We start from the raw sequence: 18,936 nt of genomic DNA, 5'->3' as shown, positions 1-18,936 counted from the left end.
GACATTGGCCAACCCCTGCTTGAAGAACCCCGAGGTGATCCAGTGACCACTGCCGATGTCGACACCGAACTCGTCGCCGAAGTCGAGACTCAGGTCAAGGCCTGGCTCGATGCCGCCGCGTCCAAGCCGGTCGATCCCTCCGCCAAGCGCCTGGCTGAAGTGCTGAAGGATCCTCGCGGGCTCGAGTTCACCGTCGGCTTCGTCGACCGCGTCATCCGACCCGAAGACCTCGGTGTCGCCGCGCAGGCGTTGCGTGAGTTGGTAGACGTCACACCGGGTTTCCTGCCTTGGTACCAGCGCGCGGCGCTGCGCACCGGCGGCTCATTGTCCAATGTCGCACCCGGGGTCGTCATCCCGATTGCCCGGAAAGTGTTGCGGCGCATGGTCGGTCACCTGCTCATCGATGCCACCGACTCCAAGCTGGGCGGCCAGATCAGCCGGATCAAGAAGCCCGGCATACACCTGAACATCAACTTGCTGGGTGAGGCAGTTCTTGGCGAGGCGGAGGCATCGCGTCGGTATGACGGCACGCTGCGGCTGCTCCAGCGCCCGGACGTCGACTACGTCTCGATCAAGACATCGTCCCCGGTCGCGCCACACTCACCGTGGTCGCACGACCAGGCGGTGGCTCACGTCATCGAGCGACTGCTGCCGCTCTACCAGTACGCCGCGACCGAAAGCGCAAGTGGCTCACCGAAGTTCATCAATTTGGACATGGAGGAGTACCACGACCTGGCGATCACGGTCGACGTCTTCACCCAGCTGCTGGACCGCCCCGAACTGCTCAACCTCGAGGCCGGCATCGTGCTGCAGGCCTACCTGCCCGATGCGCTCGCCGAGATGATCAAGCTGCAGGAGTGGTCGGCCGCCCGGCGCGCTCGCGGTGGCGCCCCGATCAAGGTGCGCCTGGTGAAGGGCGCGAACCTGCCGATGGAGCGCGCGCAGGCCTCCTCTTCGGATGGCCGCTGGCGACCTGGGGAAGCAAGCAGGAGACGGACACGTCATACCTGAGCGTGCTGGACTACGCGCTGCGGCCCGAGCGGACTGCCAACGTGCGCGTCGGCGTCGCCGGCCACAACCTCTTCGACATCGCGTATGCGTGGATCCTCGCCGGCCGCAACGGTGTTCGCGACGGCATCGAGTTCGAGATGCTGCTCGGTATGGCGGAAGGCCAGGCCGAAGCCGTCCGCGAGACCGTCGGCGATCTGCTGCTCTACGTGCCGGTCGTTCACCCGAAGGACTTCGACGTGGCGATCTCCTACCTGGTGCGCCGGCTCGAGGAGGGCGCGAGCCAGGACAACTTCATGTCGGCAGTATTCGAGCTGCACGACAGCGCCGCGCTCTACCAGCGTGAGAAGGATCGCTTCGTCGCATCGCTGGCCGCGCTGACCGATGAGGTGCCCGCGTCGCACCGCGTGCAGGACCGGCGGCAACCGGTCAACGCCGCCCCACTTGCCCACTTCGCGAACACCCCGGACACCGACCCGTCACTGCTCGGCAACCGCGCGTGGGGCAGCGAGATCATCGCCCGCGTCGCGACGTCGACCCTCGGGATCGATCTGGTGGCAGCGCACTCGGTCGACAACATCCATGCCGTGGAGACGGTCATCGACGACGCGCACAGCGCCGGCGCCGCATGGGGCGCCCGGCCCGCCGCCGAGCGCGCGCGGATCCTGCGTCAGGCTGCCGTGGAGTTCGAGAAGCGTCGCGGTGAGCTGCTCGAGGTCGCTGGCTCCGAGTGCGGCAAGACGCTCGACCAGGGTGACCCGGAGGTCTCCGAGGCCATCGACTTCCTCAACTTTTACGCAGACCGGGCCGAAGCAATGGAGACGATCGACGGCGCTGCCCCGAGCCCGGTCCGGCTTACGCTGGTCGTCCCGCCGTGGAACTTCCCACTCGCCATACCCACAGGCGGTATGGCGGCCGCGCTCGCCGCCGGTTCCGCGGTGATCGTCAAGCCGGCTCCCCAGGCAGCACGCTGTGGCTCGTTGCTCGTCGAAACCCTTTGGGCTGCAGGCGTTCCCAAGGATGTGCTGCGTCTGGTTCACGTCCCGGAGAACGAGGTCGGCCGCGCACTGGTCTCCTCCCCGAAGGTCGACCGACTTATCCTCACCGGCGCGTTCGACACGGCTGCCCTCTTCCGCACGTTCCGACCCGACCTGCCGCTGCTGGCGGAGACATCGGGCAAGAACTCGATGATCGTCACGCCGAATGCCGATCTCGATCTCGCGGTGAAGGACCTGGTCGCGTCGGCGTTCGGGCACGCCGGGCAGAAGTGCTCGGCCGCCTCCTTGGCGATCCTGGTCGGCTCGGTCGCCGAGTCGGACCGCTTCCGAAACCAGCTGATCGACGCCGTCACCTCGCTCAAGGTCGGCTTCCCCAGCGACCCAACGACGCAGATGGGCCCGATCATCGAGCCCGCAGCCGGGAAGCTGAAAAAGGCTCTCACCACACTGGATCCGTGCGAGACCTGGCTGGTAGAGCCGCGGCAGTTGGACGACGAGGGCCGACTCTGGTCGCCTGGCGTGAAGACCGGCGTCAAGCGTGGCTCGGAGTACCACCTGACCGAGTACTTCGGTCCCGTGCTGGGTCTGATCGCAGCCGCCGATCTGGACGAGGCCATCGCCATACAGAACCAGACCGACTACGGCCTCACCGCCGGGCTGCACTCGCTGGAGCGCAGCGAGCTGGAGACGTGGATCGACAAGGTCGAGGCGGGCAACGCCTACGTCAACCGCACGACGACCGGCGCGATCGTTCGCCGGCAGCCGTTCGGCGGTTGGAAGAAGTCGGCCGTCGGCGCCGGCACCAAGGCGGGTGGCCCGAACTACCTTGTCGGTCTTACGGATTGGACGCCTCGCGCCGCGGCCAAGGCTGCGGACATCTCGACCGCGGTGCAGCGGCTGCTGGACGCCTCAGGCTTGACTGGTGACAACGCTGAATTCCTGCGCCGCGCCGCCGGCTCGGACGCACTCGCCTGGAAGGACGAATTCGGCACTGCCAAGGACGTTTCCGGCTTGCTGGCCGAGAAGAATGCCTTCCGCTACAAGCCTGTCCCGGTCACGGTGCGCGTCGAGGCCGACGAGCCCGCGCACGTCACACGCATCGTGGCCGCCGGGCTCGCCGCCGGTGCACCGGTGACCGTGTCGCTCGGGGTCGCACTCGATGATCAGGTCGTGGGCGCCCTGACGGCTGCGGGTGCGAGCGTTGCCGAGGAGAACGACGACGCGTGGGCGACTCGTCTCCGTGGCGACGATGCGCCGCACCGCGTCCGACTCATCGGTGGCACGCGCGAAGGCTTCGCTGCCGCCAGCGAGGGTCGCGCGGACATCGCGCTCTACCCGCAGCCGGTCCTCGAAGCCGGTCGCATCGAGCTGCTGCCCTTCCTGCACGAGCAGGCCGTCGCGGTCACGGCGCACCGCTTCGGTTCGCCGACACCGCTGGCGGAAAACCTCTGCTGATCGTGAGCTAGTCGCAATTCGCCGCGTTTCGCGTCGCTATCAAGACGGCAGCATTGAACGGCCGCGGAATCGGTTCGTCATACCACTATTGACTGGCGAACGGATGTTTGGCTGCGTTCATCGATGAGCCTTGTCCCCGGACCATCGAACGGCAAAACCAACTGATGTCGCCGCGACGAATCAGCTGGCTCGTCAGCTATTTTTGGAATTCTGCGCAGGCTTGTCGCCGATTGCTCAGGTTTCTATGGAAAACGGGAGAGTGTTATGCGGTCGCTGCGACTGTTCCTGACGTCGTTGTTCGGTGTGCTCGCGCTGATGGTGGGGCTGCTGGGCACCCCATGGGCGACGGCCGCGCCGGTGACGGGCGCGACCACTCCACGGACGACACCGAGTGCTACGTCAGCGACGACCGGGCCCGGATTCGTGCCGGTGACGCCGGCCCGGGTGCTGGACACTCGCACCGGCACCGAACCCGCCGCGGGTTCGACCACGACGGTGTCGATCAGCGGGCACGCGGGCATCCCCATCTCGGGGGTCGCCGCCGTGGTGGTGAACGTGACCGCAGTGTCCCCCTCCGGACCGGGGTTCGTGACCACCTACCCGACCGGTTCGACGCGTCCGACCGCCTCGAACCTGAACTATGTGAAGGGTCAGATCGTCGCCAACCAGACGATCGTGAAACTCGGCACCGGCGGCGCGATCAGCCTCTACACGCAGACACCGACGAATTTGGTGGTCGATGTGACCGGCTACTACCCGATCGGTGCACAGTACGACGCGCTGGTACCCAGCCGCATACTGGACACCCGTCCCGGCACCGAACCCGCCGCCGGATCGACGGTCTCTCTCGTGGTCACCGGAAAGGGCGGGGTCCCAGCCACCGGCGTCGCCGCCGTCGTGCTGAACGTCGCCGCGGTCTCGCCGGCCGGCCCCGGCTTCGTGACGGCGTACCCGGCGGGCGTAGCCCGGCCCACCGCATCGGTCCTGAACTACACCACCGATTCGACGGTGGCGGGCACGACGATCGCCAAGGTCGGCGCGGGAGGAGCCGTCAACCTCTACACGCTCAAGGCAGCGGACCTGGTCGTGGACGTCGCCGGATGGATCCCCGCCCGCAGTGACTTCACCCCGATCACCCCGGCACGCATCCTGGACACCCGCAGCGGGGTCGGCGCACCCACGGGCCCGGTCGCCGCGAAAGGCACCATCGACGTGCAGGCCACCGGGATCGCGGGGATCCCCGCGAACGCAACCGCGGTCGAGGCCACCGTCACCGCGGTCTCACCAGCCGCCCCCGGATTCGTCACCGCGTGGCCCGCCGGCGTCGCCCAGCCGACCGCGTCGACCCTCAACTACGTCGCCGGCCAGATCGTCGCCAACTCCGCGACCGTCAAACTCGGCACCACCGGCAAGCTCGACCTCTACACCCTCGCCCAGTCCGACCTGCTGATCGACATCACCGGATACTGGACACCCACCAGCGTGGCGTGGGGTTCGGCCGCCAGCGTCGACCCGCCACAGGGCGACCCGCAGTCCATCTCGTGTCCAACGAGCAGCTTCTGCGCAGCAGTCGACACCTCCGGTAATGCCCTCACCTGGAACGGCACGAGGTGGACGTCACCGCAGCGCATCGACCGCGCGGGCGACGGACTGTTCTCGGTGTCGTGCCCGAGCAGCAGCTTCTGCGCGGCCATCGACGGAGTCGGGAACGTCCTCACCTGGAACGGCACGGCCTGGTCAGCGCCCAAAGCCGTCGACACCGGCAATGTCCTCGCCTCGGTCTCCTGCCCCAGCGCCGGCTTCTGCGCTGCCGTCGACCGGAACGGTGCTGCGGTGACCTACAACGGCACCAGCTGGGCGACGCCGAAGACCATCGATGCGGCCGGCAACGGACTGACCTCCGTCTCGTGCCCGACAAGCACCTTCTGTGCGGCCGTCGACAACAACGGGAGCACCCTCACCTACCGCAACGGCACCTGGTCGGCGCCGGCCGGCACCGACGCGAGCGGTGGCGGCTTGACCTCGGTGTCCTGCACGTCGAGCACCTTCTGTGCCGCCGTGGACTGGAACGGGAACGCCACGACATACAACGGCACCAGCTGGGCGACGCCCAAGAGCGTCGATCCGAGCGGCGGGCTGACCTCGGTGTCCTGCCGCTCCATGAGCTTCTGCGGAGCCGTCGACACGAACGGTCAGGCCCTTATCTACCGTGGCGGCGGTTCCTGGAGTGCACCGACACTGGCGGACACGCACACCGGCCGCTACGGGTGGCATGCACCGCGGTCAGTCTCGTGCGCCAGCACGGCGTTCTGCACCTCGGTGGACAGCGGAGGGTATGTCGCCACCTACTCGAGCGGTACCTGGACCTCGTCGTCAGCGTCCGCTGAGCCCAGCCGGGGCGGCATCAATGTGGTCTCCTGCCCGACGGCCACCTTCTGCGCGGCCGTCGACGCGAATGGGAATGCCCTCACCTCCAGCGGAAGCGCGTGGGCGAAGCCGACGCAGATCGATCCCCCGGCCGAATCGAGCGGGTCCCCGGCGAGCGGCAGCCTCACCGCTTCATGCGCGAGCGCCACCTTCTGTCTCGCTGTCGACGCCGTGACCGGGGGCTCGTTCACCTACAACGGGACGAAGTGGAGTTCCTCGCGGAGCACGGGCGACAGCGCCGCGATCCGCGCGGTGTCCTGCCCCACCAGCACCTTCTGCGCAGCCGGTGATGATGCGGGCAACGTTCTCACCTGGAGCGGCAGCAGCTGGTCGGCACCCAAGAGCATCGACGCGGCCGGCAACGGCTTGACTTCGGTCTCCTGCTCCTCGAGCAAGTTCTGTGCCGCCGTCGACCGGGACGGGAATGCCCTCACCTTCAACGGCAGCAGCTGGTCGGCACCCAAGAGCGTCGACGGTGCTGGCAACGGTTTGACGTCGGTCTCCTGTCCCGCCGGCACGTTCTGTGCAGCAGTCGACTGGGGCGGCAATGCACTCACCTACAACGGCTCCACCTGGTCGGCACCCACGAGCATCGACCCGACCGGTGGTCACCTGACGTCGGTGTCCTGTGCGTCGGGCAGCTTCTGCGCAGCCGTCGACTGGGACGGCAACGCCGCGTCCTTCAACGGATCGAGCTGGACCGCGCCCCAGCCCGTCACCACTGCCCCGTTGGTCTCGGTCTCCTGCCCCACCAGCACGCACTGCGTTGCGGTCGATGATGACGGCAACGCTGTCACCGGCCGGTAGCGAACCGGTCGCAGCGGTCCTTCCAGGAGGACGAAGGACCGTAGTCGGCGACGTGAGAGGTATCGCGCCTGAGGCCCTACGATCGCTGGCCGGCACGGGTCGCTAGCATCGTCCGGTGCCTGGAAGCAAGCAGCGACGCCGGACTCCTTCGAGTGCTCACTCCTCAGGTGTCGCATGGTGAAGCCGGTGGCTTGGCTCCGGGCACGCACGATCCCTCGGGCGCCGCTGCTGGTCTACGGCTGGGCGCAGCTGATCCTGCTGTGCTGGTGGGCCGTCAACTTCCCGGCCCAGCTGAGCATCGACTCGACCACCTACATCAGGCATGTCACCGTCGGGCCGTGGATAGCCGATCACTCGGTCCTCTACGACTTCTTCGTCCTGTGCTCACTGAAGCTGACGGGCAACGTGTGGCTGCTCGCCCTCATCCAGACGATCGTGTATGCCGCAGCGCTGGCGCTGATTGCGACCCGCATTCATCAGCTCGGGGTTCGGTGGCGCTGGGCGGCGTTGCCGTGCGTGCTGATCGTGTTTGTGCCGACCTTCGGCTCATTCACCACGATGATCTGGAAAGACGCTGCATTTGCGGCGGCCAATCTGTTTCTCGCGGCAACCCTGCTGAAGCTCATTGCGGCTCGGCGCGCCGGGGTCCCCTTCGGCAGGCCGATGGTGCTGACCTTGGCGGTGGAGATGGCCGCCGTCACGCTGTTCCGCAACAACGGCTTCGTTGTCGTCATACTCGTCGCGTTCGTGCTGATCATCGCGCTCAAGGGAGCGCGACTGAAAATGACGGCGGCTGCAGCGGCAGCGATCGTCGTCTTTGAGTTCGCCGGTGCCGTGGTCTATCCGGCAGTGGGGATCGAACCCGCCAACTCCTCCCAGTCGTATGGCGTGTTCGACGCGGACATCGCCCTGGTGTATGCCAAGAACCCGTCAGCCTTCACCTCCGCAGATCTCGCGGTCATGCAGAAGGCAGCACCTCTGAACGCATGGCGCACCTCCGACAACTGCTATACCTCGGACACGCTGTTCAAGAAGAAAAGCTTCAACTATGCGCAGGCAAATGCCCACCGACACCAACTCGCTGAGCTGTGGTTCTCACTCTTGAAGCGAGATCCGGTCGATCTGGTCAGCGGGCATTTGTGTCGCGCCGCCATCGCCTGGCGGGTCCGGCCGACGACCTCTTTTGGCGGCCTCCCACCAAAGACCAACTGGGATCTCTACACGAAGTCTTACGTCCTGGGCTACACGGATGCGCCGCCGTTGCCGGGCTATTTGATTCCGCGGTTGCGGCCACACCCCATCAGCTGGCGGATCTACAACAAGCTCGCAGTCGTGCGATATGACATCGCGAAAACGCCGCTCTGGCAGCTGCTCTTCTCGCGAGCCGCGGGCTGGAGTTACCTGGCCTACCTGGCCATCCTCGTCGCCGCCATCAGGAACCGTTGGAAGACCCTACTGATCGCAGCCGTGCCGATCCTGGCGAACCAACTGACCATCATGGTCGCCAACCCGGCCCAGCTGTTCCGCTATACCGTCGTCCAGCTGTTCCTCGGCATGCTCTTCATCCCCGTGGTCGCCGCGCGCTCCAGGGACCGGTCGAATGACGCCGCGACGGCATCACCGGTTGCCGAGAACCACCCAGCTACCGCACTCTGAGAGATCATCCAGGGTCACCCCTGACGACCGACGACCGCGCTGCCGTCCGAGTCAACTGCGAGACACACCGACCGCGCCGAGCACGAGACCGAGGCCAGGTAGCGACGGGCATCGACACTTGTCGGCCCTTGCCAGTTCACTCCATCGAAGGTGTAGGCATCCCCCATCGCGGTGACCGCCGCGCAGAATCCGGCCGTCGGACACGAGACAGAGGTGAACTGCGCGCCATACCCGACCTTGTGGGGCTTCGACCAGGAGGTGCCGTTGTAGACGACTGCATTCCCGTCCTGATCGACCGCCACACAGAACGACGCAGTGGCGCAGGAGATCGAGGTGATAGTCCCGCCGTCCGGATCGACGGCCACTGGCGCGGCCCACGAGCTTCCGTCAAAGGTCACCACTCCGCTCCCGATCCGCTGGGCGGCGACACAGAAGCTGGCCGAGACACAGGACACCGAAACCAGCCCGTCGTCGTTGCTGCTGGGATCGATCCGGGTCGCCGCCGACCAGGTGGTCCCGTTGAAGGTGTAGCCATTGCGTGCCTTACCGACCGCCACGCAGAAGGTCGACGTTGGGCAAGACACCGACCGCAGACTGTCGTTGGCAGCCAGTTTCGTGGGAGTCGACCACTTCGTGCCGTCGAACGTGGCGGCCTGTCCGAGACTGCCGACTGCAGCGCAGAAGGTCGTCGTCGGGCAGGACACCGACGCCATACGCGTCGTGGGCGGCAAAGTGTCTGGGCCGTCCGCCCAAGCAGAGCCGTTCCAGGTGAGCATCCGTCCGTATGGGTCCAGCGCAACGCAGTATGTCGTCGTCGGGCAGGAAACTGAGCCGAGATAGCCGAGCACCGGGTCGAAACTGGTGCGGGTGGACCAGGTCGCAGCGTCATACCGGAAGGAATCGCCGGCAACGTCAACGGCGACACAGGCGCCCGTCGTCGGGCAGGACACGGACGTGAAGCCCCCGGTGTGAGTGGCAACGCTCTCGGGAGCCGTCCACGAGCCGCCGTCATACGTGAGCGCGTTGCCCGCCCCGTCGACCGCTGCGCAGAACGTCGTGGTCGGGCAGGACACCGAAGCCAGTCCGTGGTTCGTGGTGTTCGAGTCAACTTTCACGGAGGTCGACCATTTGGTGCCACCCCAGGTGAACGCATTCCCCAGCGGGTCGACCGCGATGCAGAAATTGCTGGACGGACAGGAGACCCTGTTGAGCCGACCGTTAGGGTCAACCTTCGTCGGTGCGCTCCATCGGCTGCCGTTGAACGTCAGCGCGTAGCCGGCACCGTCCACGGCGGTGCAGAACGTAGCAGATGCACAGGACACCGACGGAATGCCGCCGACTGCTGCGGTGCCATAGGAATCGATCTTCGCAGAAGGCGACCACGCGACCCCGTTGTAGGTGGATGCGTATCCATAATTGTCGACGGCGACGCAGAAGTTCTTGGTCGGACATGAGACCGAATTCATGGACGTGTAGGTGAGCCAGGACGTGACGTGTCCGACGAATTGCGCCGACCAAGTGTCGCCGTTGTATGTCAGCGCCGTCCCGAACTGATCCACCGCGACACAGAAGTCAGGCGTCGGGCACGAGACGGAAGAAAAGACGGTGTCACCGTTGATCTTCCGGGGCGCGGACCAGGCCGTGCCGTCGTAGGTCAGCACATTCCCGCGAGCGTCGACGGCCGCGCAGAACGTCGTGGTCGGGCAGGAGATGGACTGCGGAATGCCTTGCGCCGGGTCGATGCTGGCGGGCGGCTCCCACTCGAGTCCGGTGTGCGTAGTCCCCCAGTAGCCGACGACATCGACGACCAGGTCGGTGGTGCCCCAGCCGGTGTAGAGATCGAGTGTGCCCTCGGATGACAGCGGGACTGTCGCCGAGTTGGCGACGATCTGGCCAGCGGCGTAGTTCAATGTCGACGTAACCGGATGGACAGGCTCGCCGCCGGAGAATGCGGTGACGAACCCGGCCTGCGAAGGTCCGACAACCGTCACATTCACTTCGACCGCCGCGACGCCCGTTGCCGGGACGCCGCCATGGCCAGCCACCTGCAAGGTGATCTGGGTGTTGCCACGGACCTTCTGCGCGGGTGCGCCGAGCCCGGTTCGGGTGTCCAGCAAGCGAGCCGGTGTGAGCGCCTGATAGTCGGTCCCGGACGGGATCCACCCGACCACGTCGACCACCAGGTCTGACTTGGCCAGCGTGTAGAGGTCGATCGCGCCACCGGTGCCGAGTTTGGCGATCACCATCGCGGGGACGACGCCGCCCTTGGCGTAGTTGAGGTTCGACGCGGTCGGTCGCGCCACGCCGGCTGGGTAGACGGTGACGAAGCCCGGCTCGGCCGGGTCGACGGCCGTCACGTTCAGCACGACCGCTGCCACGCCGGTGGTCGGAACGCCCGCCTTACCGGCCAGGGTGAGTTTGGTGACCGACTTCGCGGTCGGTTCGCTTCCCGGCCTGGTGTCGAGTGCGCGTGCAGGTGTGAGCGGGTGGTATGTCGAGCCGGTCGGGTAGTAACCGGTCACGTCGACGATCAGATCTGCGGCGGATACGCCGTTGTAGAGGCTGACGTCACTGGTGGAGTCAACCTTGGTGATGACCTGATTGGCGACCGTTTGGCCCTTCACGAAGTTCAGGTTCGATGCCTTGGGCGGTGCCCCGTTTCCGGGCCAAACGGTGACGAACCCCGGACCGGTTGCGTCTGTCACGGTCACATTCAGCACCACGGCCGCGACTCCGGACCGCGGGACGTCCCCGCTTTGAGCGACGTCGATCGAAGTGGTCGTGCCCGCCTCCGGGCGACCTATGGATGACCCGCTGCCGGGGCGCGTGTCCAGCACCCGCTGCGGCGATATCGTCACCAGCCCGGGAGGCGTGGGTGCGTTCGTGGCCGAGCTCGACGTGGCCGAACTCGACGTGGCCGGCCGACCCGATGCCGCGGTCGCCGGCGGCGCACCCAGCCCGGCCAATGCCGCTGCCACCGCAACAACCGTCACCCATACCAACAGCAACCGACGGACCACGACAGCCCTCCCCTTTTCCGCACCCTGATATATGCCGTCGCGCCTCCGCAACGCCGTGCATACGAAACCAATGAAGGTTTACACCAGAGTGAACACCGGCGTCCCCGATATCGGCGATACCCGATTCCCCAGGCGCGGTACGCCCGTGCAGCGGGTCAGTCCTTGCTTGCCCGAAGGCAGAATTCGTTGTAGGTGAAGAGCTTTCCCGCCATACGAGGAAGAGGGAAGCTACGCACATGGTCCGGCGTCAGGCCGACCCGGTCACACATCGACAGCAGCTTTGTTCCGTCGACGAACTCGACGTGAGTCTCGTCGCTCGCGAAACCGCGCTCTTGGGGGCAGATGAAGAACGCACGACCGCCGGGCTTCAGGTACGGCAGGTAGGAATTGACGAGCGCGACTCCATCGTCAGTCGGCATGTGCTCCAAGATGTGTGCGAACAGCAGTCCTTCGAAGGATTCCTTCGGGTATGCCGCTGCCTCGAACTCCTCGACCGTGTATGCCGTGTAGCCGGCTTCTCGAGCTATCTGGACCGACGTGGGGTTGTGGTCCACACCGACCGAGTCGGAGCTGAGCACGGCCAGGTTCCGCCCGATCCCGCAGCCGACATCGAGGGTGCGTCCGAGACCTTGGCGACGGAGATTGGCCTGGTATGGCGCCTGGACACGCAAGAGCTGCTTCCAGCGCGCAAACTGCAGTGTCTTGAGTCGGTCGGCATACGTGGAGTCTTCGGTCTGCACAAGCGGAGCCTAGCGCGGCGCGTGCCTGCTCTATTTCTGATTCACGGCACTAGTCGCCGTCCACGTGGGTGTCTTCGGTGGTCGCGCCCTTTTGCAGAGACTCGATGACCTGGTTCTGGCTCTCCACTTCGTGCCGCAGGATCGCAACATCCTCGGCGAGAGCACGGCATTTGTACGTCAGCGTGCTCGCCTCGACCGACAACTGCAGGCAGATGAGCATGATCGCCAGGACAGCAAGGAGAAACAGCAGGTTCGGGCCCTGGTGGACTCCGAGTGCATTGGCGCCCACGTCGATGATCGGTGGGTAGGCCGCAACGACGAGGGTCCCCAACGCTGCGAGGAGCCAGACCAGCGTGTACTTCTCCTTGAGCCAGCCCCGACGGATCAGCAGGTACATCGACCCGAGGGTGACGAGACCGAGCGCGGCCCCGAATATCTGAGCCGTCACGGAGACTCCTCCACAGCAGGGAATTCGGGCTTCAACCGAGCGGGCATCATGAATGCAGGCACCAGTCGTAGCAGATGGATCACCGACTTGAACGACGACTGGCTGGCCGCGCCACCCTGACGAGGGCGCATCGCAACACCGACCTGCCGAACCGTCAACCCGTGCCGGGATGCGATGAGGAGAGCCTCGACCGTGTCACCCAGATACTCCGCCGGATAGTGCGCGGCGAAGAGGGATAGCGCCCGCGGGCCGAACGCGCGGAACCCCGAGGTGACGTCCGTCAGTGCGGCGTCGGTTCGACGAGCGACTGATCGTGCCAGCAGTCGCATCACCAGCCGTCGCGTGATCCCGACCTGGTAGTCGTCATCTGCATCCGCGAACCGGGCACCGATGATCAGATCGGCTCCATCCAACGAGGCCAGCAATTGGTCAGCGGTTGACGGGTCATGCTGGCCGTCACCGTCGATCTGCAGCGCCATTCGGTAACCGTGCCGGATCGCATACCGGAACCCCGTGCGCAGCGCCCCACCCACCCCGAGATTGAACGGGAGGGTGACCACGCGGGCGCCCGCCTCGAGCGCCAACGAGCGGGTGTGATCGGTCGAGCCATCATCGACGACGAGAAGATCCGCGTCCGGCAGGTGTTCCCGAGCCTCCTCCAACACAGACACGATCGTGGCGGCCTCGTTGTAACAGGGGATGATGACCAGCAACCGGGATTGCTCGGTCAGAGCCATCGGCGCACCAACCTCTCGTATCCGGCAGACAGCCCGTTGACCATGCCCAGCCCGAACGGGAGCGGCACATTTCCCGGGTCATACCTCGCGGTGAAATGGGCCATCACCTCCCGGTCCGAGCGGGACCGCTCCGTTTGCAACTGACGGTTGCGGTCCGCGACCTGACCTCGGTGTCGGATCAGCCAGCCGTATCCCGCGACCTTCTCCCGGAACCAGCCTTGCCCGATCGACAGGGCTACGAGTCCTACCTCTTGCGTGACCAGTGCCGGCGCAAGCAACAACAGGGTCCGCGTGCTGTATGTCGTGAGCAGTGTCAACAACCGGTTGCGCTCCAGCAAGTAGAGCTTCCTCGGGTTGCGGCTGAATTCGTAATGATGCCAGGCAATTGCGTCAGCCACATAAAGCACAGACCGGCCGCGCTGCCACGTGCGGATCGATAGCTCGACATCTTCGTGGTAGGCGAAGTACTCCGGGTCGAACCCTCCCAACGCGTCCCACCACGGCCGTGTCACCGCACAACACGCACCACTCGCACTTGCCACTCGGCCCGAGCGATAGTGAGCCGCAACCGGCTCGCCATGCCCGCCCGCCCACGCCAGTCCGAGATAGTGAACCGGATTGCCGGCGCTGTTGACGACCTCTGTCTGGTCAGCGAGGCGGATGCTCGCCGTGGCGATACCGACCTCTGGATCACGCAACGCACGGGTGAGTTGCCCGAGTGCTCCCGGATCGACCAGAACGTCGCAGTTGAGAAGCACGAGCACATCGGCGTCAGTCGATTTCACCCCCAGATTGCAGCCTGCCCCGAATCCGATGTTCCCGGGCGCAGCCACCACCGTGACACCGGGAAGGTTCCGCACGCTGTCGATCGCGGATTGATCCGCACCGTTGTCAACCACGACAACCCGCACGTCGATGTCGGCAGACTCGAGCGCAGAGGACACCGCGGCATGCAGGTAGGGCTCTGCGCCATACGCGACCATCACCACGCCGACCCGGCTCATCCGAGCCGCCCCAGCCCGTAGTCGCTTCGAGCGCCGGCGCGTACTCGAGCGAACACGGCAACAAGTTGCCCGACTAGTGCTGCAGTCACCCCGGCAATGTAGGACACCTCCAGCCGCACGAAGATCGAGCCTGGCATCAGCACCACCACGACCATGAGTACCGCGACCGACCCGATCCACGCCCAGGCCGATGCCGACGCCGCGCCGACCGCCACCACCGCGTTTCCGGCAACGATTGCGAGCATGGCGATCCCAGTGCCAATAGCCAGCAATACCAGGTCGATTCGATGTATGCCGAAGCCCGCGCCATACACAACATGGACCAGCCATGGTCCGGCCACCGCGAGGATCAGGGTGAACAGGACCATCGCTCCGCCGATCAGTACGAAGAGGTTGCGCAAACTGCGCCGGAAGGCCCGGCCGTCCCCGTCGGCAACGGTATGCGCCAGACCGGGCAACAGGGCTGCCTGCACTGCGGCAAACGCGAACAGCGGCAGCCGGGCGAGCATCAACGCACCCAGGTAGTGCCCCGCAGACCCGGTCGAACCATCAGAGGTGGCCTGCGCGATGACCGGACCGATGTTGACCAGCACCTGCATCCCGAGTCCACCGAGGATCAGCCAGCCGAGGATCCGCAGCTGGGTACGATGGCCCGAATCCTCTGTTGCCACAGTCGTTTCGAACTCCCGTCGATGTCCTCCACCTGCGGCCCTCAGCGTCACCAGAACCGAAACCAAGAGAGCCACCGCCAGCCCCAGCGCGAACCCCGCGAGCGACCAGGCGAGCCATACGGCTATCGCACCCAGGACGATGCGGGCAACGCCCTCGACCGCGAGTTGCACGCCGTATGCCGTGTATCTGTCGTGACCGGCGAAGACTCCGCGTGTCACATACGCACCCCACATGCCGATCAGCGAAAGCAACAACGCAACGAAGGTCGACTCCGACCCACCGAAGAGATGCCGCACCAAGACACCGTGGAATGCAAGGGCGATGAGCAACAGGGCGGCGACCGCGACGGCCGAGGCGACCACGAGCATGCGGAAGACCGCACGCTCTTCGACCGGGTCAGCACGATGCATCGCGGCCGCGCGACCGATCGCCTGCTCAAAAGGCAGGAAGACACCCGGGCCGCCGGTATAGACCAGCACCCACAGCGTGGACAGCACCGCAAAGTTTGCCGGCGTCAGTTGCCGTGCTGCAATGGCCAGGAATGCGTAGGAACTGAGCCCGAAGAACCCGAGGCCGATGCCTACTCGGACGGCGCCGGAAGACAAGCGCGCAGTGTTCGGCATCTTCGGCATGCCGTGCACGGCGTCACCCCTTTGCTGCTTACGTCCTGACGAACCTGAGCGGCGCGACCTCGGAGCGACAATACCGATCGCCGCCTCGTTCACTGCGTAGCGGCACACCGCGAGCCGGTCAGCGGTAGAACCCGAAGCAGTCCGCGATCAACTGGACGGTGCCGACCGAGCCGTTGTAGAGGTCGACATACCCGCTGGCGGAGACCGGCACGATCACCAGATTCGGCGCCGTGAGTGCCGGGGTGTAGTTCAGGTTCGAGACTGTCGGTCGGGTGATCCCGTCGGGGTATGCAGTGATGAACCCATCCTTGGTGGGGCTGGTCTCCGTCACGTTCAGCACGATCGCCTTGATTCCCGCCGGTATGCCGCTCACCCCGGCCACCTTCACTCGCAGGACGTGCCCCGCCGCGACCGCACCCTTGGTGCCGACCCCTAGTCCGCTCCTGGTGTCGAGCAGGCGGGTGGGTGTCGTGCCGGTGAGGAGGGATGCCCCGGTCGAGGTGTAGTAGCCGAACTGGTCGGCAACGATCTGCAGGCTGCCGGCCGATCCGTTGTGGATGCTGATCTGTCCGTTCGTCCCGATCGGGACGATCGCCAGATTCGGGACGATCTGTCCGGCAGTGAAGTTGACGTTGGACACGGTCGGCTCCGATGCACCAGCGGGCCACGCGGCCAGCCAACCAGGGCGTTGCGGCGTGACGGCGGTCAGGTTCAGCACGACCGCGGTCGCGCCGGCCGGCACTCCATGCTGGCCGGTCACCTGCACGGTGATCGTCGTGCCCGCCGCGACCGGACCCATCGTCGGGCCGGTTCCGTTACGTGTGTCCAGAACACGAACCGGGGCGGTGGGAGTGAGTTTTGAACCTGCGGCCGTGCTGTTGTACGCGGACACGTCCGCGACCAACTGCACAGACCCGTCCGACCCGTTGTAGATGCTGATCCGCCCGTTCGATCCGATCGGCACCACCGCCAGGTCGGATCGGATGGTGCCCGGGGTGAAGTTCAGGTTGGACGCGGTGGGACGGGTTTGCAGTGACGGGTATGCCGTCAAGAACCCCGTGCCGGTCGGCGCGGTGACGGTCAGATTCACCACAACCGACGTCGCGGTGGCAGGGATCGCCGCGACACCACGGACGGGGACACTGATCGTGCCCTTGGACGGAACCGCGCCGGTCCTGCCGCCAATCCCGGTGCGGGTGTCCAGGATCCGGGCCGGAGTCACCGGGTGCAGGGCTTGCGCGCCGGGACAGGTCGCTGCGACCAGGCTGGTCGCGCTGGGCGTCCCGATTCCCGTGGCCAGGTCGTATCCCGTTGTCGCCGGATAATGACCGGCGGCCTGCGGCAGGTAAGCGTTCGTGCCCGACTTGATGTCATGGAAGCCGCCCAGATTTGCCCGAGCCGCGACTTTGTAGAGGGTCGGGTTGGCGAAGCCCAGTCGGGTCGTGCACTGCGGAAGCGCGTTGATCACTGCGGTCATTGCCGCCCACAGGGGTGCTGCAGCACTGGTGCCGCCATACAAGATCCAGCCGCCGTTGACGCTGTTGTAGATGAAGTATCCGGTCATCACATCGCCGTCGGCGGAGATGTCGGGCACTTCTCGGCAGTAGCCGGACGCCGCGCCACAGGGCGTACGACTCGAGTAGCTGTTGATGACCCCAGGGACGCCACTGGCTGACTGGTATGACGGCATGGGCCATACCGTCGAGATGCCGCCGCCACCGGATCCGCATTTGCCGCCGACGAATCCGCACTGGAAGGGCGATGTCGACTCGTTCCACGCGGTCTCACCCGGCGGCGGACCGAGCGTGTTCAAGGTCGTGCCGCCGACCCCCGTGACGTAGGGCTGGCTCGCCGGGTCATCGACCGCCAGCTGCGTTTCGGACGTGCTGTCCTGATAGCAGCCGGTCGAGCCGTAGTCGCCGGAAGCCGCAAACACGCTTTGTCCCTGCGCGGCGGCCTGCTGGAAAGTGGTGTTCTCGGCCGCCATCGAACTGGAGTCATTGTCTTGCTCGCACAGCAGCCAGGACGTCGAAAGCGTCTGCGCCACGTCCTCGCTGACCACCTTGGAATACGCGGACAGCAGAGCGGCGGTCGTGTTCGGAGCGCTGTAGACCCGGATCTTCGACCGAGGCGCGAACCCCGCGACGTTCTCGATGTCGAGGGCAGCCTCACCGCTCTGGCTGCCGGTCGCTCCCCCGCTGATCTTCACCGTGCTGACCGATGCCGACGTCCGATAGCACGCCTGGTAGCTGCTGATGTCGCTCGCAGTGAACGGCTCCAACTCCAGCACCGCCACCGTCTGGCCCGCGCCCAGGTCGCCCTGGTTGTACAGCGAGGTGAGCTGATAGCTGGAGGCGAGCTGGTTGGTCAGCCACCCTGCGCCATAGTCAAGTTGGGCGTTCTTCACCGCGGTGCAAGGTGCGGGTCCTGCGGCGGAGGCGACTGCCGGCGTTGCCGTCGCGGTCACCGAGTGGGATCGGGACGGAGTCTTCGGACCGACCTTGCGGCCAATGGCCGGGTGGGCGATCTTCAGGTCGTCCAGGCCGACGACGCCGGTCACCAGGCTCGCAACGGAGGCGGGCACCTGTGGTGCAGAGACGTTGGCGTATGCCGTGCGCCCATCCGTCAACCGGTACGTCGCGAACGACGTGTGGAACGCCGCGCCCAATTGGGCGCTGGTGCCGCTCACCGGAACGAGCAACCGGTTCGCGTCAACCGCGCCGACCGAGATGCCCCGGCCCTGCAGCGCGGAGCGAACGGCGTCAACGGTCGCCGTTGTCGGTCCGAACATTGCAGCGACCTGACCGGCGCCAAGATATTGCCGGTACAGCGGCGATCCCGGCGTGGAAACCGCAGTCGCAAATTGCTGCAATCCCTGCGGATCACGTTGGGCAAGAACGACATCCGCATGGATGACGGTTGCTCCCGGTAGCGTCCCGACGCGGACTGATCCCGCTGGCAGGCTCGGCCGGTGGCCGACGGGAGCCGAGCCGGTCGATGCCCCCATCGCAGGATTGGCATTGCCCAGCAGCGCGAAACCGACCATCAGCAACGCCGCCACAACGGCGACGATGTACCGGGGCACCCCTCGGCTCCACGACCACCCGTTCACGTCACGACCCGGCAGATTCATGACCCATCACCGACCTTCTTTTCCAGCCGCGAGCCCCCGGCGGCTGAGCTCGTAAGCAGGGGTCGTCGATGTGTCGTGGCAGCACACTTGAGGAGGCGAGCATAGACCCGCGGTGTGCCGTGCGTCGGCGATCTGCGCGACTCAGCAGCTGGACGCGCACGCGCGATGCGAGCCGAGGAGGCTTACCGCACGCAATTGT

10 protein-coding genes and 1 pseudogene are annotated in these 18,936 nt (G+C 66.0%); 4 read left to right on the top strand and 7 right to left on the bottom strand.

The window, feature by feature from the left end; genetic code table 11:
• Nucleotides 1-42 precede the first annotated feature (42 nt).
• The 3 genes and pseudogenes from ACFQDH_RS07105 to ACFQDH_RS07095 all read left to right on the top strand — a co-directional run bounded on the left by ACFQDH_RS07105 (nucleotide 43) and on the right by ACFQDH_RS07095 (nucleotide 8,351).
• Nucleotides 43-3,461, top strand: a pseudogene (locus ACFQDH_RS07105) (proline dehydrogenase family protein).
• A 264-nt stretch (nucleotides 3,462-3,725) separates the two neighbouring features.
• Nucleotides 3,726-6,695, top strand: coding sequence for a hypothetical protein (locus tag ACFQDH_RS07100; RefSeq protein ID WP_382399824.1), 2,970 nt, complete (start codon nucleotides 3,726-3,728; stop codon nucleotides 6,693-6,695).
• Nucleotides 6,696-6,881: 186 nt separating this feature from the next.
• Nucleotides 6,882-8,351 (top strand): DUF6020 family protein, encoded by a 1,470-nt coding sequence (locus tag ACFQDH_RS07095; protein WP_382399822.1) that lies wholly within the window; start codon nucleotides 6,882-6,884, stop codon nucleotides 8,349-8,351.
• Between the two features lie 14 nt (nucleotides 8,352-8,365).
• Here ACFQDH_RS07095 and ACFQDH_RS07090 read toward each other — a convergent pair whose 3' ends face one another.
• Nucleotides 8,366-10,975 (bottom strand): hypothetical protein, encoded by a 2,610-nt coding sequence (locus ACFQDH_RS07090; RefSeq protein WP_382399820.1) that lies wholly within the window; start codon nucleotides 10,973-10,975, stop codon nucleotides 8,366-8,368.
• A 259-nt stretch (nucleotides 10,976-11,234) separates the two neighbouring features.
• On the opposite strand from ACFQDH_RS07090, the gene ACFQDH_RS07085 reads away from it, so the two are divergent.
• Nucleotides 11,235-11,399: a hypothetical protein gene (locus ACFQDH_RS07085; RefSeq protein ID WP_382399818.1), complete on the top strand. Its 165-nt coding sequence runs from the start codon at nucleotides 11,235-11,237 to the stop codon at nucleotides 11,397-11,399.
• 127 nt (nucleotides 11,400-11,526) lie between these two features.
• Here the strand turns inward: ACFQDH_RS07085 and ACFQDH_RS07080 are convergent, their stop codons facing one another.
• The 6 genes from ACFQDH_RS07080 to ACFQDH_RS07055 all read right to left on the bottom strand — a co-directional run bounded on the left by ACFQDH_RS07080 (nucleotide 11,527) and on the right by ACFQDH_RS07055 (nucleotide 18,689).
• Entirely contained in the window at nucleotides 11,527-12,111 is a 585-nt protein-coding gene (locus ACFQDH_RS07080) for a class I SAM-dependent methyltransferase (RefSeq protein ID WP_382399816.1), read from the bottom strand.
• A 49-nt stretch (nucleotides 12,112-12,160) separates the two neighbouring features.
• Nucleotides 12,161-12,559 carry a DUF2304 domain-containing protein gene (locus ACFQDH_RS07075; protein ID WP_382399814.1) on the bottom strand — a complete coding sequence of 133 codons (399 nt, stop codon included), beginning with the start codon at nucleotides 12,557-12,559 and terminating at the stop codon, nucleotides 12,161-12,163.
• The gene (locus ACFQDH_RS07070) at nucleotides 12,556-13,296 is read right to left on the bottom strand and encodes a glycosyltransferase family 2 protein (protein ID WP_382399812.1); all 741 of its coding nucleotides are present in this window, start codon (nucleotides 13,294-13,296) and stop codon (nucleotides 12,556-12,558) included. Before ACFQDH_RS07070 ends, ACFQDH_RS07075 begins: the two co-directional genes overlap by 4 nt.
• Nucleotides 13,287-14,300 (bottom strand): glycosyltransferase, encoded by a 1,014-nt coding sequence (locus ACFQDH_RS07065; protein WP_382399810.1) that lies wholly within the window; start codon nucleotides 14,298-14,300, stop codon nucleotides 13,287-13,289. Before ACFQDH_RS07065 ends, ACFQDH_RS07070 begins: the two co-directional genes overlap by 10 nt.
• Nucleotides 14,297-15,577 carry a lipopolysaccharide biosynthesis protein gene (locus tag ACFQDH_RS07060; protein ID WP_382399808.1) on the bottom strand — a complete coding sequence of 427 codons (1,281 nt, stop codon included), beginning with the start codon at nucleotides 15,575-15,577 and terminating at the stop codon, nucleotides 14,297-14,299. The genes ACFQDH_RS07065 and ACFQDH_RS07060 overlap by 4 nt, the downstream gene beginning before the upstream one ends.
• A gap of 145 nt (nucleotides 15,578-15,722) precedes the next feature.
• Nucleotides 15,723-18,689, bottom strand: a complete 2,967-nt coding sequence (locus ACFQDH_RS07055; protein WP_382399806.1) for a S53 family peptidase — start codon at nucleotides 18,687-18,689, stop codon at nucleotides 15,723-15,725.
• Nucleotides 18,690-18,936: the final 247 nt, after the last annotated feature.

This window comes from Flexivirga alba, assembly GCF_042661025.1.
GTDB lineage: Bacteria > Actinomycetota > Actinomycetes > Actinomycetales > Dermatophilaceae > Flexivirga > Flexivirga alba.
Note: the sequence above shows the minus strand (reverse complement) of the source record. Positions and strands in the feature narration are given on the sequence as shown.

Coding starts and splice junctions, on each gene's coding strand:
- ACFQDH_RS07100 (WP_382399824.1), top strand. CDS start 3,726: ATGCGGTCGCTGCGACTGTTCCTGACGTCGTTGTTCGGTGTGCTCGCG.
- ACFQDH_RS07070 (WP_382399812.1), bottom strand. CDS start 13,296: ATGGCTCTGACCGAGCAATCCCGGTTGCTGGTCATCATCCCCTGTTAC.
- ACFQDH_RS07065 (WP_382399810.1), bottom strand. CDS start 14,300: ATGAGCCGGGTCGGCGTGGTGATGGTCGCGTATGGCGCAGAGCCCTAC.